General features: G+C 40.5%; 20 protein-coding genes. All 20 read left to right on the forward strand.

Going from position 1 to position 11,851, the window contains the following annotated elements:
• Positions 1-40 precede the first annotated feature (40 nt).
• The 20 genes from rpsL (at position 41) to rpsH (ending at position 11,841) form a co-directional block, all read left to right on the forward strand.
• Entirely contained in the window at positions 41-463 is a 423-nt protein-coding gene (gene rpsL, locus ACFX4X_RS16290) for a 30S ribosomal protein S12 (protein ID WP_061440379.1), read from the forward strand.
• A 41-nt stretch (positions 464-504) separates the two neighbouring features.
• Entirely contained in the window at positions 505-975 is a 471-nt protein-coding gene (gene rpsG / locus ACFX4X_RS16295) for a 30S ribosomal protein S7 (RefSeq protein ID WP_048677878.1), read from the forward strand.
• 44 nt (positions 976-1,019) lie between these two features.
• A complete protein-coding gene (gene fusA / locus ACFX4X_RS16300) occupies positions 1,020-3,098 on the forward strand; it encodes an elongation factor G (RefSeq protein ID WP_061440380.1) in 2,079 nt (692 codons plus the stop codon).
• A gap of 120 nt (positions 3,099-3,218) precedes the next feature.
• Positions 3,219-4,406 carry an elongation factor Tu gene (tuf, locus tag ACFX4X_RS16305; RefSeq protein WP_061440381.1) on the forward strand — a complete coding sequence of 396 codons (1,188 nt, stop codon included), beginning with the start codon at positions 3,219-3,221 and terminating at the stop codon, positions 4,404-4,406.
• A 423-nt stretch (positions 4,407-4,829) separates the two neighbouring features.
• A complete protein-coding gene (rpsJ, locus tag ACFX4X_RS16310) occupies positions 4,830-5,138 on the forward strand; it encodes a 30S ribosomal protein S10 (protein ID WP_019244375.1) in 309 nt (102 codons plus the stop codon).
• A 40-nt stretch (positions 5,139-5,178) separates the two neighbouring features.
• Complete coding sequence (gene rplC / locus ACFX4X_RS16315; RefSeq protein WP_034305028.1) at positions 5,179-5,808, forward strand: 50S ribosomal protein L3; 630 nt, start codon at positions 5,179-5,181, stop codon at positions 5,806-5,808.
• 25 nt (positions 5,809-5,833) lie between these two features.
• Entirely contained in the window at positions 5,834-6,457 is a 624-nt protein-coding gene (gene rplD, locus ACFX4X_RS16320; RefSeq protein ID WP_053349064.1) for a 50S ribosomal protein L4, read from the forward strand.
• Entirely contained in the window at positions 6,457-6,741 is a 285-nt protein-coding gene (gene rplW / locus ACFX4X_RS16325; protein ID WP_057915217.1) for a 50S ribosomal protein L23, read from the forward strand. The genes rplD and rplW overlap by 1 nt, the downstream gene beginning before the upstream one ends.
• Positions 6,742-6,767: 26 nt before the next feature.
• On the forward strand, positions 6,768-7,598 hold the full coding sequence (gene rplB / locus ACFX4X_RS16330; protein ID WP_053349063.1) for a 50S ribosomal protein L2: 831 nt from the start codon (positions 6,768-6,770) through the stop codon (positions 7,596-7,598).
• A 60-nt stretch (positions 7,599-7,658) separates the two neighbouring features.
• Positions 7,659-7,937: a 30S ribosomal protein S19 gene (rpsS, locus tag ACFX4X_RS16335; RefSeq protein ID WP_034305018.1), complete on the forward strand. Its 279-nt coding sequence runs from the start codon at positions 7,659-7,661 to the stop codon at positions 7,935-7,937.
• 17 nt (positions 7,938-7,954) lie between these two features.
• Positions 7,955-8,296: a 50S ribosomal protein L22 gene (gene rplV / locus ACFX4X_RS16340; RefSeq protein ID WP_034305017.1), complete on the forward strand. Its 342-nt coding sequence runs from the start codon at positions 7,955-7,957 to the stop codon at positions 8,294-8,296.
• 3 nt (positions 8,297-8,299) lie between these two features.
• Positions 8,300-8,956, forward strand: a complete 657-nt coding sequence (gene rpsC, locus ACFX4X_RS16345) for a 30S ribosomal protein S3 (RefSeq protein WP_061440385.1) — start codon at positions 8,300-8,302, stop codon at positions 8,954-8,956.
• Between the two features lies 1 nt (position 8,957).
• On the forward strand, positions 8,958-9,392 hold the full coding sequence (gene rplP, locus ACFX4X_RS16350; RefSeq protein WP_053349061.1) for a 50S ribosomal protein L16: 435 nt from the start codon (positions 8,958-8,960) through the stop codon (positions 9,390-9,392).
• Entirely contained in the window at positions 9,382-9,585 is a 204-nt protein-coding gene (gene rpmC / locus ACFX4X_RS16355; protein WP_034305010.1) for a 50S ribosomal protein L29, read from the forward strand. Before rplP ends, rpmC begins: the two co-directional genes overlap by 11 nt.
• An 18-nt stretch (positions 9,586-9,603) precedes the next feature.
• Positions 9,604-9,867 carry a 30S ribosomal protein S17 gene (gene rpsQ, locus ACFX4X_RS16360; protein WP_034305007.1) on the forward strand — a complete coding sequence of 88 codons (264 nt, stop codon included), beginning with the start codon at positions 9,604-9,606 and terminating at the stop codon, positions 9,865-9,867.
• Between the two features lie 41 nt (positions 9,868-9,908).
• Complete coding sequence (rplN, locus tag ACFX4X_RS16365; RefSeq protein WP_061440386.1) at positions 9,909-10,277, forward strand: 50S ribosomal protein L14; 369 nt, start codon at positions 9,909-9,911, stop codon at positions 10,275-10,277.
• Between the two features lie 43 nt (positions 10,278-10,320).
• Positions 10,321-10,632 (forward strand): 50S ribosomal protein L24, encoded by a 312-nt coding sequence (gene rplX / locus ACFX4X_RS16370; protein ID WP_061440387.1) that lies wholly within the window; start codon positions 10,321-10,323, stop codon positions 10,630-10,632.
• A gap of 29 nt (positions 10,633-10,661) precedes the next feature.
• The gene (rplE, locus tag ACFX4X_RS16375) at positions 10,662-11,201 is read left to right on the forward strand and encodes a 50S ribosomal protein L5 (RefSeq protein WP_048677889.1); all 540 of its coding nucleotides are present in this window, start codon (positions 10,662-10,664) and stop codon (positions 11,199-11,201) included.
• 25 nt (positions 11,202-11,226) lie between these two features.
• Complete coding sequence (locus ACFX4X_RS16380; protein WP_034304998.1) at positions 11,227-11,412, forward strand: type Z 30S ribosomal protein S14; 186 nt, start codon at positions 11,227-11,229, stop codon at positions 11,410-11,412.
• A 30-nt stretch (positions 11,413-11,442) separates the two neighbouring features.
• Positions 11,443-11,841 (forward strand): 30S ribosomal protein S8, encoded by a 399-nt coding sequence (gene rpsH / locus ACFX4X_RS16385; protein ID WP_061440388.1) that lies wholly within the window; start codon positions 11,443-11,445, stop codon positions 11,839-11,841.
• Positions 11,842-11,851: the final 10 nt, after the last annotated feature.

An 11,851-nucleotide genomic window follows, 5' to 3' on the forward strand; every position in this document is an offset into this window, starting at 1 on the left:
GTGGTACTAGAAATGAAAACGTGAAGGGAGGAAAAATGTAATGCCTACTATTAATCAATTAGTGCGTAAAGGACGCGAGTCTAAAGAGGTTAAATCAAAATCTCCAGCACTTAACAAAGGCTACAACAGCTTTAAAAAAGCACAAACTAACGTATCATCTCCGCAAAAACGTGGTGTTTGCACTCGTGTGGGTACTATGACACCGAAAAAACCAAACTCCGCGTTACGTAAATATGCGCGTGTACGTTTAACAAACGGTATCGAGGTAACAGCTTATATCCCAGGTATCGGTCACAACCTACAAGAACACAGCGTGGTTCTTATCCGTGGCGGTCGTGTAAAAGATTTACCAGGGGTACGTTATCATATCGTACGTGGTGCTCTTGATACTGCTGGAGTTAACAATCGTATGCAAGGCCGTTCTAAATACGGTACTAAGCGTCCGAAAGCAGCAAAAAAATAATCTCAAACAAAAATTAAACTTTCTTGAAAGGAGGAAATATAATGCCTCGTAAAGGACCTGTAACGAAAAGAGATGTATTACCAGATCCGATTTATAATTCAAAACTTGTGACTCGCTTAATCAACAAATTAATGGTTGATGGACAAAGAGGTAAATCACAAAAAATTCTTTACTCTGCATTTGATTTAATCAAAGAACGTACTGGCAATGAGCCGATCGAAGTTTTCGATCAAGCACTTAAAAACATCATGCCTGTATTAGAAGTAAAAGCACGCCGTGTGGGTGGAGCTAACTACCAAGTACCAGTTGAGGTGCGTCCAGACCGTAAATCGACTCTAGGACTTCGTTGGTTAGTAAACTATTCTCGCCTTCGTGGGGAAAAAACGATGGAAGAGCGTCTAGCTTATGAAATCATGGATGCTGCTAACAATACTGGAGCAGCAGTTAAGAAACGTGAAGATACACACAAAATGGCTGAAGCTAACAAAGCATTCGCTCATTATCGCTGGTAAGATCAAACACTATAAAATCCTTATAGAAGGAAGGAGAAAGACAAATGGCAAGAGAGTTCTCCTTAGCAAACACTCGTAATATCGGTATCATGGCTCACATCGATGCTGGTAAAACGACAACAACAGAACGTGTTCTATACTATACTGGTAAAATCCATAAAATTGGTGAAACACACGAAGGTGCTTCACAAATGGACTGGATGGAACAGGAACAAGAACGCGGAATCACGATCACATCCGCTGCAACAACTGCACAGTGGAAAGGTCACCGTGTAAACATCATCGATACACCAGGACACGTAGACTTCACAGTTGAAGTTGAACGTTCATTGCGTGTACTTGATGGAGCTGTAGCTGTACTTGATGCCCAATCAGGTGTTGAGCCTCAAACTGAAACTGTTTGGCGCCAAGCTACAACTTATGGTGTACCGCGTGTCGTATTCGTAAATAAAATGGACAAAATCGGTGCGGATTTCCTTTACTCAGTTGGAACAATCCACGATCGTCTACAAGCTAATGCTCATCCAGTTCAGTTACCAATCGGTGCTGAAGATCAATTCTCTGCAATCATTGACCTTATTGAAATGAAAGCTCATTTCTATGCCAATGATCTAGGAACTGATATCACTGTTGGTGAAATTCCTGAAGAACATCGGGAATTAGCTGAAGAATACCGTGAAAAGTTAATTGAAGCAGTAGCAGAAGTTAATGAAGACTTAATGGAAAAATACCTTGGCGGCGAAGAAATCAGCATTGCTGAATTAAAAGCAGCTATTCGTACAGCAACCGTTAACGTTGAATTCTTCCCAGTTATCTGTGGATCAGCTTTCAAAAACAAAGGTGTTCAATTAATGCTTGATAACGTTATCGACTTCCTTCCATCTCCGTTAGATGTACCAGCTATTAAAGGTACTCTTCCTGATACAGAAGACGAAGTAGAACGCCACTCAGATGATTCTGAACCGTTCTCAGCTTTAGCGTTTAAAGTAATGACGGATCCTTACGTTGGTAAACTTACATTCTTCCGTGTGTACTCAGGTACATTAGAATCAGGTTCTTATGTAATCAACTCAACTAAAGGTAAACGTGAACGTATTGGACGTATCCTTCAAATGCACGCAAACAGCCGTGAAGAAATATCAACTGTATACGCAGGAGATATTGCTGCAGCTGTAGGATTGAAAGATACTACAACTGGTGATACTCTATGTGACGACAAGAACCAAGTTATTCTTGAGTCTATGGTATTCCCAGAGCCAGTTATTTCACTTTCAGTTGAACCAAAATCCAAAGCAGACCAAGACAAAATGGGTCAAGCTTTACAAAAGCTACAAGATGAAGATCCAACATTCCGTGCGCATACTGACCAAGAAACTGGTCAAACGATTATCGCTGGTATGGGTGAACTTCACTTGGACATCCTTGTTGACCGTATGCGTCGTGAATTTAAAGTGGAAGCAAACGTTGGTGCTCCTCAAGTAGCATACCGTGAAACTTTCCGTGGTTCAGCTAAGGTTGAAGGTAAATTCGTTCGCCAATCAGGTGGTCGTGGACAATTCGGACACGTATGGATCGAATTTGGTCCAAACGAAGAAGGTAAAGGATTCGAATTTGAAAATGCTATCGTCGGTGGTGTAGTACCACGTGAATATATCCCTGCTGTACAAGCTGGATTAGTTGATTCACTTGACCGTGGTGTACTTGCTGGTTACCCGCTAGTCGACATCAAAGCAAAATTATTTGACGGTTCTTACCATGACGTTGACTCCAACGAAATGGCATTTAAAATTGCTGCATCAATGGCACTTAAAAATGCTGCTTCTAAATGTAAGCCGGTTATCCTTGAGCCAATCATGAAAGTAGAAGTAGTTATTCCTGAAGATTATCTAGGCGACATCATGGGAGATATCACATCCCGCCGTGGTCGTGTAGAAGGTATGGAAGCTCGCGGTAACACGCAAATGGTTAAAGCGATGGTTCCACTATCTGAAATGTTCGGATATGCTACGTCTCTACGTTCTAACACACAAGGACGCGGAACATTCTCTATGCACTTCGATCATTATGAAGAAGTACCTAAGAGCATTTCTGAAGAAATCATCAAAAAAAATAAAGGTGAATAATTGATTTTCATCTCTTATTAAAGTATAACTATCTTATGTAAGCTGTGATGGAAGAATTAGTCTTCTTTCACAGCCCTATATACTTAATCTTTTATTTATAATTTTAAGGAGGAATTCCTAATGGGAAAAGCTAAATTTGATCGTTCAAAACCGCACGTTAACGTTGGAACAATTGGTCACGTTGACCATGGTAAAACAACTCTAACTGCTGCAATCACAACTGTACTTGCTAAAACTGGTGGAGCAGAAGCTCGCGCTTATGACCAAATCGATGGTGCTCCAGAAGAAAGAGAACGTGGTATCACAATCTCTACTGCACACGTTGAGTACGAAACAGCTACTCGTCACTACGCACACGTTGACTGCCCAGGACATGCTGACTATGTTAAAAACATGATCACTGGTGCTGCACAAATGGATGGCGGAATCCTAGTAGTATCTGCTGCTGATGGCCCAATGCCACAAACTCGTGAGCACATCCTTCTTTCTCGTCAAGTAGGTGTACCATTCCTTGTAGTATTCATGAACAAATGCGACATGGTTGATGACGAAGAACTTCTTGAATTAGTAGAAATGGAAATCCGTGATCTACTATCTGAATACGAATTCCCTGGCGATGACATTCCAGTTATCAAAGGATCTGCACTAAAAGCTCTTCAAGGAGAAGCTGAATGGGAAGAAAAAATTCATGAATTAATGACAGCTGTTGATGAGTATATCCCAGAACCAACTCGTGACACTGAAAAACCTTTCATGATGCCAGTTGAGGATGTATTCTCTATCACTGGTCGTGGTACAGTTGCTACTGGTCGTGTTGAGCGTGGACAAGTTAAAGTCGGTGACGTTGTTGACATCATCGGTTTCAACGAAGAGTCTAAACCAACAACTGTAACAGGTGTTGAAATGTTCCGTAAACTTCTTGACTATGCTGAAGCTGGTGACAACATCGGTGCACTTCTTCGTGGTGTATCCCGTGAAGATATCCAACGTGGACAAGTACTTGCTAAACCAGGTACAATCACTCCACACACAAAGTTCAAAGCTGAAGTTTATGTTCTTTCTAAAGAAGAAGGTGGACGTCACACTCCATTCTTCACAAACTACCGTCCTCAGTTCTACTTCCGTACAACTGACGTAACTGGTATTTGTAACCTTCCTGAAGGCGTAGAAATGGTTATGCCTGGAGACAACATCGAAATGACTGTAGAACTTATCGCTCCAATCGCTATCGAAGAAGGTACTAAATTCTCTATCCGTGAGGGTGGACGTACTGTAGGCGCTGGCGTAGTTGCTACAATCACAGAGTAATTGATTCATAAAACAATATTGGAAGGGACGCCTTCCGGGAGAAGCAGATGGGACGCCATCTGCTTCTTTTCTATTTTCTAAAGGTTTTTCATTTTTTTCTTCTATAAATATCGATAAAAAAATTAGTGAATTTATTAAGTTTCATACCCGATTTCGAATTGAAGAAAATGGATATGAAAGACCATGTAGAATCTACTTGTAAATACTTGTGATAGTATGTATAATAATAAAAGTGTGTTGCACAAGAAAAGTTTAAGTTTAACTTGCATTTTACTTGTGCATTATGTATAATAGACAATGTTGGTCTTTGACTGCGATGATATGGAAGGTTGCTGACACACCCGGCCGCTTTGCCATGGCGAGTGTGTGGGAAATTTCCATTGAGAAGGTCTATTTTAAAATAGGCGAAAAGGAGGGAAAATTATGGCAAAACAAAAAATTCGTATCCGTTTAAAAGCATATGATCACAGAATTCTTGATCAATCTGCTGAGAAAATTGTTGAAACTGCAAAACGTTCTGGTGCGGCTGTATCTGGTCCAATTCCATTACCTACTGAAAGATCGGTATATACGATCCTACGTGCGGTTCATAAATACAAAGATTCTCGTGAACAATTCGAAATGCGTACGCATAAACGTCTAATCGACATCGTTAATCCAACTCCACAAACAGTTGATTCATTGATGCGTTTAGATTTACCATCAGGCGTTGACATTGAAATCAAATTATAATTCATATAAATATGAACAATTACTCTAGGAGGTGTGACTTATGACCAAAGGAATCTTAGGAAGAAAAATCGGTATGACTCAAGTTTTTGCTGAAAACGGTGAACTTATTCCGGTAACAGTTATCGAAGCTGCTAATAACGTGGTTCTTCAAAAGAAAACTGTTGAAACTGATGGCTATGAAGCAGTTCAAGTTGGTTTTGAAAACAAACGCGAAAAGCTTTCTAACAAACCTGAAAAGGGCCATGTTGAAAAAGCAAATACTACTCCTAAGCGCTTCATTCGCGAATTCCGCGGAACGGATCTTACTGAATATGAGATCGGTCAAGAAGTCAATGTTAGTATTTTCGCTGAAGGCGATTTAGTAGATGTATCAGGAATTTCAAAAGGTAAAGGTTTCCAAGGCTCTATCAAGCGTCATGGACAATCTCGCGGACCTATGTCTCATGGTTCTCGTTACCACCGTCGCCCAGGTTCAATGGGTCCTGTAGCTCCAAACCGCGTATTCAAAGGTAAACTATTACCAGGACGTATGGGTGGAGAACAAATTACTGTTCAAAACTTAGCTATCGTTAAAGTTGATGTTGAACGCAACCTACTATTGATCAAAGGTAATGTACCTGGTGCTAGAAAAGCATTGATCAAAGTTAAAACTGCTGTTAAAGCAAAGTAATTTCTGAGAAAGGAGGAGCAATAGAATGCCAAAAGTTACATTGTTCAACCAAACAGGTTCACAAGTTGGCGACATCGAACTAAATGAATCCATCTTTGGTATCGAACCTAATAATCATGTATTATTTGAAGCAATCATCATGCAACGAGCTTCCTTACGTCAAGGAACTCATAAAGTTAAAAACCGTTCTGAAGTTGCAGGCGGTGGACGTAAACCTTGGAAACAAAAAGGAACTGGACGTGCGCGTCAAGGTTCTATCCGTTCTCCACAATGGCGTGGCGGTGGCGTTGTTTTTGGACCTACTCCAAGATCTTACGCTTACAAGCTACCTAAAAAGGTACGTCGTTTAGCTATTAAATCTGCATTGTCTGCAAAGGCATTGGAAGAGAACATTTTGGTACTTGAAAGCTTGTCTTTCGAAGCTCCAAAAACAAAAGAGTTTGTAGCGGTACTTAAAAATCTTTCTGTTGATACTAAAACGTTAGTTGTTACTGACGGTTTAGATGAGAAAGTTGCTCTTTCTGCACGTAACATCCCTGGTGTTACTGTAGTTGAAGCTGTTGGTCTTAACGTTCTTGATGTTGTTTCACACAACAAATTGATCTTGACTAAATCAGCTGTCGAAAAAGTAGAGGAGGTGCTTGCATAATGGATGCACGCGATATCATTAAGCGCCCCGTAATCACTGAACGCTCTTCAGACGTAATGGCTGAAAAGAAATATACTTTTGAAGTTGATGTTAGAGCTAACAAAACTCAAGTTAAAGATGCTGTTCAAGAAATTTTCGGCGTTAAAGTTGAGAAAGTAAACATCATGAACTACAAAGGTAAATTTAAACGTATGGGCAAACATGCAGGCTATACTAACAAGCGCCGTAAAGCAATTGTTAAATTAACTGCTGACAGCAAAGAAATCGAGCTATTCGAAGCTTAATTCATTAGAGAAGGAGGGAAATACAAATGGCGATTAAGAAGTATAAACCTACCTCTAACGGTCGACGTAATATGACAACTTCGGATTTTGCTGAGATCACTACAGACAAACCGGAAAAATCATTACTTGCTCCTTTACACAGCAAAGGCGGCCGTAATAACCAAGGTAAGTTAACAGTTCGTCATCAAGGTGGCGGCCACAAGCGTCAATACCGTATCATCGATTTCAAACGGAATAAAGATGGTATACCAGGACGCGTTGCTACTATTGAGTACGATCCAAATCGTTCTGCAAACATTGCATTAATTAATTACGTTGATGGAGAAAAACGTTATATCCTAGCTCCCAAAAACCTAGAAGTAGGTTTGGAAATTATGTCAGGTCCAGAAGCTGACATTAAAGTGGGTAACGCTCTTCCTCTTATTAACATCCCAGTTGGTACAGTAATTCATAACATCGAACTTAAACCAGGAAAAGGTGGACAATTAGTCCGTTCAGCAGGAACATCTGCTCAAGTCCTTGGTAAAGAAGGTCGTTATGTACTTGTACGTTTAAACTCAGGTGAGGTTCGTATGATTCTTGCAACTTGCCGTGCTACTATCGGTCAAGTTGGTAATGAACAACATGAACTTATCAACATTGGTAAAGCTGGACGTAACCGTTGGTTAGGTAAACGCCCAACAGTTCGTGGATCAGTAATGAACCCGAATGATCACCCACACGGTGGTGGTGAAGGTAAATCGCCAATCGGACGTAAATCACCAATGTCTCCATGGGGTAAACCTACTCTTGGATTCAAAACTCGTAAGAAGAAAAATAAATCCGATAAATTTATCGTACGTCGTCGTAAAAAATAACGGGATTGACCTACGGTTCATATATAGAACCGTAGAACAGTCACGAAGGGAGGTACTCGCATGGGTCGTAGCTTAAAAAAAGGGCCTTTTGTTGATGATCATTTATTGGTAAAAGTTGAAAAATTAAATGAAGCTGACAAGAAACAGGTAGTAAAAACTTGGTCTCGTCGCTCAACAATCTTCCCGCAATTCATCGGACACACAATCGCCGTTTATGACGGTCGTAAGCATGTGCCGGTTTATGTAACAGAAGATATGGTAGGTCACAAACTAGGCGAATTCGCGCCTACACGCACTTATAAAGGTCACGCAAGTGATGACAAGAAAACAAGACGTTAATGAGAGGAGGGCATCTCATGCAAGCTAAAGCTGTCGCTAAAACAGTTCGTATAGCTCCTCGTAAAGTGCGTTTAGTCGCAGATTTAATTCGAGGAAAACAAGTAGGTGAAGCAGTAGCGATTCTTCGCTTAACACCAAAATCTGCTTCTCCAGTCGTAGAAAAAATTCTGAAATCTGCTATCGCAAATGCAGAACACAACTACGAAATGGATATTAATAACCTAGTCGTTTCAGAGGCATACGTTAACGAAGGACCAACATTAAAACGTTTCCGTCCTCGCGCTCAAGGTCGTGCGAGTGCAATAAACAAACGTACTAGTCATATTACAATCGTTGTATCAGAAAAGAAGGAGGGGTAATCTGTGGGTCAAAAGGTAAATCCAGTCGGTTTGCGTATCGGGATCATCCGTGATTGGGAATCCAAATGGTACGCTGATAAAGACTACGCAGTTCTTTTGCATGAAGACATTAAAGTTCGTGAGTATATCGCGAAACGTTTAAATGATGCTTCTGTATCCAAAGTTGAAATCGAACGTGCAGCTAACCGTATCAATGTATCTGTTCACACTGCTAAACCAGGAATGGTTATCGGTAAGGGCGGTACTGAAGTTGAAGCACTTCGTAAAGCTTTGAACCAGTTAACTGGCAAAAGAGTTCATATCAATATCATTGAAATTAAAAGAGCAGATCTTGACGCAAAATTGGTTGCTGAAAACATCGCTCGTCAATTAGAAAACCGTGTTTCATTCCGTCGTGCTCAAAAGCAAGCTATCCAACGTACTATGCGTTCTGGCGCACAAGGAATCAAAACTCAAGTTTCTGGTCGTCTTGGCGGTGCTGATATTGCTCGTGCTGAACATTACAGCGAAGGAACAGTTCCACTTCACACACTTCGTGCTGACATAGATTATGCTCATGCTGAAGCAGATACTACTTACGGTAAGCTAGGCGTGAAAGTTTGGATCTACCGTGGAGAAGTTCTTCCTACTAAGAAGAAATCTGAGGAAGGAGGAAAATAATATGTTATTGCCAAAACGCGTAAAATACCGTCGTGAACACCGCGGTAAGATGAGAGGGATGGCTAAGGGCGGCACTGAAGTTCATTTTGGAGAATTTGGACTTCAAGCTCAAGAAGCTTCCTGGATCACTAACCGCCAAATCGAAGCAGCTCGTATTGCGATGACTCGTTATATGAAACGTGGAGGAAAAGTTTGGATCAAAATTTTCCCAAGCAAACCTTACACAGCTAAGCCGCTTGAAGTACGGATGGGTTCCGGTAAAGGTGCTCCTGAAGGTTGGGTAGCAGTAGTTAAACCGGGCAAAGTATTGTTTGAAATCTCTGGTGTATCTGAAGAGGTGGCAAGAGAAGCATTGCGCCTTGCAGCACACAAACTTCCAATCAAATGCAAGTTTGTAAAAAGAGAGGAAATTGGTGGTGAAACAAATGAAAGCTAATGAAATCAAAGATCTAACCACTGCTGAAATTGAACAAAAACTAAAATCTCTTAAAGAAGAACTATTTAATCTTCGTTTCCAGTTAGCTACTGGACAACTTGAAAATACAGCTCGCATCCGTGAAGTTCGCAAATCGATTGCTCGTATGAAAACAGTTGTTCGTCAAAGAGAGATCGGTGTCACTAATCGATAATGAATGGAGGTTTGCAGAATGAGCGAACGCAACCAACGCAAAATCTACACTGGCCGCGTAGTATCCGATAAAATGGATAAAACAGTAACAGTTGTTGTAGAAACCTATAAAAAGCATTCTTTATACGGTAAACGCGTGAAATACTCTAAAAAGTTAAAAGCTCATGACGAGCTAAACGAAGCTAAAGCAGGCGACGTAGTACGTATCATGGAAACTCGTCCACTTTCAGCTACAAAGCGCTTCCGTCTTGTAGAAGTAGTAGAAAAAGCAGTAATCATTTAATATAGTTCGGATTAAGCTAATTCCGAAGGGAGGTACCGTACATGATTCAACAAGAATCTCGTTTAAAAGTCGCTGACAATTCAGGTGCTCGTGAAGTGCTAACAATTAAAGTCCTAGGTGGTTCTGGCCGTAAAACTGCAAACATTGGTGATGTCATCGTTTGTACAGTTAAACAGGCAACACCAGGAGGCGTTGTTAAAAAAGGTGAAGTCGTTAAGGCTGTTGTTGTCCGTACAAAACGTGGTATGCGTCGTCCTGACGGTTCTTACATTCGTTTTGATGAAAACGCATGTGTAATTATCCGTGACGATAAGAGCCCACGTGGAACTCGTATTTTTGGACCTGTTGCTCGTGAATTACGTGACAATAGTTTCATGAAGATCGTTTCTCTAGCTCCAGAAGTTCTATAATATGTAAAATTTGTATAAAGCCTTTCAAGGAGGTGCCAAGCTAATGCATGTTAAAAAAGGTGACAAAGTCGTAGTCATCTCTGGTAAGGACAAAGGCAAACAAGGAACAATTCTTGAAGCATATCCGAAACAAAATCGTGTGCTTGTTGAAGGAATTAACATCGTGAAAAAGCATTCCAAGCCATCTCAAATTAATCCACAAGGTGGAATTATCAGCAGAGAAGCTGCTATTCACGTATCCAATGTAATGCCACTTGATCCTAAATCAGGTAAACCGACTCGTGTTGGATATAAGATCGAAAATGGTAAAAAAGTACGCGTAGCTAAAATATCAGGTGAATCTTTAGATAAATAAGTCATAAATGAAGGGAGGTACACTAAGCAATGAGCCGCCTTAAAGAAAAATTCAAAAGTGAAATTACACCGTCATTGATGGGTAAATTCAACTATCAATCAGTAATGCAAGTACCAAACATTGAGAAAATCGTTATTAACATGGGTGTGGGTGACGCAGTATCTAACTCAAAAGCTTTAGATACAGCTGTTGAAGAACTTACATTGATCACTGGTCAAAAACCAGTTATAACAAAAGCTAAAAAATCAATCGCAGGCTTCCGTTTGCGTGAAGGTATGCCTATCGGAGCGAAGGTTACATTACGTGGAGAACGTATGTATCAATTCCTTGATAAGCTAGTATCTGTATCTTTACCACGTGTACGTGATTTCCGCGGCGTTTCAAAGAAATCCTTTGACGGACGTGGGAACTATACATTAGGTGTTAAAGAACAACTTATCTTCCCTGAGATTGATTACGATAAAGTGAGCAAAGTTCGTGGTATGGATATCGTTATCGTAACGACTGCCAACACTGACGAAGAAGCTCGTGAACTACTTACTCAAGTTGGAATGCCGTTCCAAAAGTAATCTCTAAATAAAGGGAGGCGAAATCGTGGCTAAAAAGTCTATGATCGTAAAGCAAAAACGCGAACAGAAGTTTAAAGTACAAGAATATACACGTTGCGAACGTTGCGGACGTCCACATTCTGTATTACGTAAATTTAAACTTTGTCGTATTTGTTTCCGCGAACTTGCATATAAAGGACAAATTCCTGGCGTTAAAAAAGCTAGCTGGTAAAACCCGAGTTTGGGAAGGAGGTAAAATATAATGGTCATGACAGATCCTATTGCAGATATGCTTACTCGCATCCGTAATGCGAATATGGTTCGTCACGAAAAACTAGAAGTTCCTGCTTCAAAGATCAAAAAGGAAATTGCTGAGATCTTAAAGCGTGAAGGCTTCGTACGTGACTTTGAATTAATCGAAGACAACAAACAAGGTATCATCCGTATCTTCTTAAAATACGGTGCAAACAACGAACGTGTTATCACTGGTCTAAAACGTATCAGCAAACCTGGTTTGCGTGTATATGCAAAAACTGGAGAGGTACCACGCGTTCTAAACGGTTTAGGTATCGCAATTGTTTCTACTTCTCACGGAGTTTTAACAGACAAGGAAGCTCGCTCTAAACAAGCTGGCGGAGAAGTTTTAGCATACGTTTGGTAATACATTTTCA

Source organism: Peribacillus sp. YIM B13481 (genome assembly GCF_042787985.1).
Taxonomy (GTDB): domain Bacteria; phylum Bacillota; class Bacilli; order Bacillales; family DSM-1321; genus Peribacillus; species Peribacillus simplex_A.

What these genes read in the sequence shown, in the direction of transcription:
- rpsL (WP_061440379.1), top strand. Translation starts at nt 41, where the DNA reads ATGCCTACTATTAATCAATTAGTGCGTAAAGGACGCGAGTCTAAAGAG.
- rpsG (WP_048677878.1), top strand. Translation starts at nt 505, where the DNA reads ATGCCTCGTAAAGGACCTGTAACGAAAAGAGATGTATTACCAGATCCG.
- fusA (WP_061440380.1), top strand. Translation starts at nt 1,020, where the DNA reads ATGGCAAGAGAGTTCTCCTTAGCAAACACTCGTAATATCGGTATCATG.
- tuf (WP_061440381.1), top strand. Translation starts at nt 3,219, where the DNA reads ATGGGAAAAGCTAAATTTGATCGTTCAAAACCGCACGTTAACGTTGGA.
- rpsJ (WP_019244375.1), top strand. Translation starts at nt 4,830, where the DNA reads ATGGCAAAACAAAAAATTCGTATCCGTTTAAAAGCATATGATCACAGA.
- rplC (WP_034305028.1), top strand. Translation starts at nt 5,179, where the DNA reads ATGACCAAAGGAATCTTAGGAAGAAAAATCGGTATGACTCAAGTTTTT.
- rplD (WP_053349064.1), top strand. Translation starts at nt 5,834, where the DNA reads ATGCCAAAAGTTACATTGTTCAACCAAACAGGTTCACAAGTTGGCGAC.
- rplW (WP_057915217.1), top strand. Translation starts at nt 6,457, where the DNA reads ATGGATGCACGCGATATCATTAAGCGCCCCGTAATCACTGAACGCTCT.
- rplB (WP_053349063.1), top strand. Translation starts at nt 6,768, where the DNA reads ATGGCGATTAAGAAGTATAAACCTACCTCTAACGGTCGACGTAATATG.
- rpsS (WP_034305018.1), top strand. Translation starts at nt 7,659, where the DNA reads ATGGGTCGTAGCTTAAAAAAAGGGCCTTTTGTTGATGATCATTTATTG.
- rplV (WP_034305017.1), top strand. Translation starts at nt 7,955, where the DNA reads ATGCAAGCTAAAGCTGTCGCTAAAACAGTTCGTATAGCTCCTCGTAAA.
- rplP (WP_053349061.1), top strand. Translation starts at nt 8,958, where the DNA reads ATGTTATTGCCAAAACGCGTAAAATACCGTCGTGAACACCGCGGTAAG.
- rpmC (WP_034305010.1), top strand. Translation starts at nt 9,382, where the DNA reads ATGAAAGCTAATGAAATCAAAGATCTAACCACTGCTGAAATTGAACAA.
- rpsQ (WP_034305007.1), top strand. Translation starts at nt 9,604, where the DNA reads ATGAGCGAACGCAACCAACGCAAAATCTACACTGGCCGCGTAGTATCC.
- rplN (WP_061440386.1), top strand. Translation starts at nt 9,909, where the DNA reads ATGATTCAACAAGAATCTCGTTTAAAAGTCGCTGACAATTCAGGTGCT.
- rplX (WP_061440387.1), top strand. Translation starts at nt 10,321, where the DNA reads ATGCATGTTAAAAAAGGTGACAAAGTCGTAGTCATCTCTGGTAAGGAC.
- rplE (WP_048677889.1), top strand. Translation starts at nt 10,662, where the DNA reads ATGAGCCGCCTTAAAGAAAAATTCAAAAGTGAAATTACACCGTCATTG.
- rpsH (WP_061440388.1), top strand. Translation starts at nt 11,443, where the DNA reads ATGGTCATGACAGATCCTATTGCAGATATGCTTACTCGCATCCGTAAT.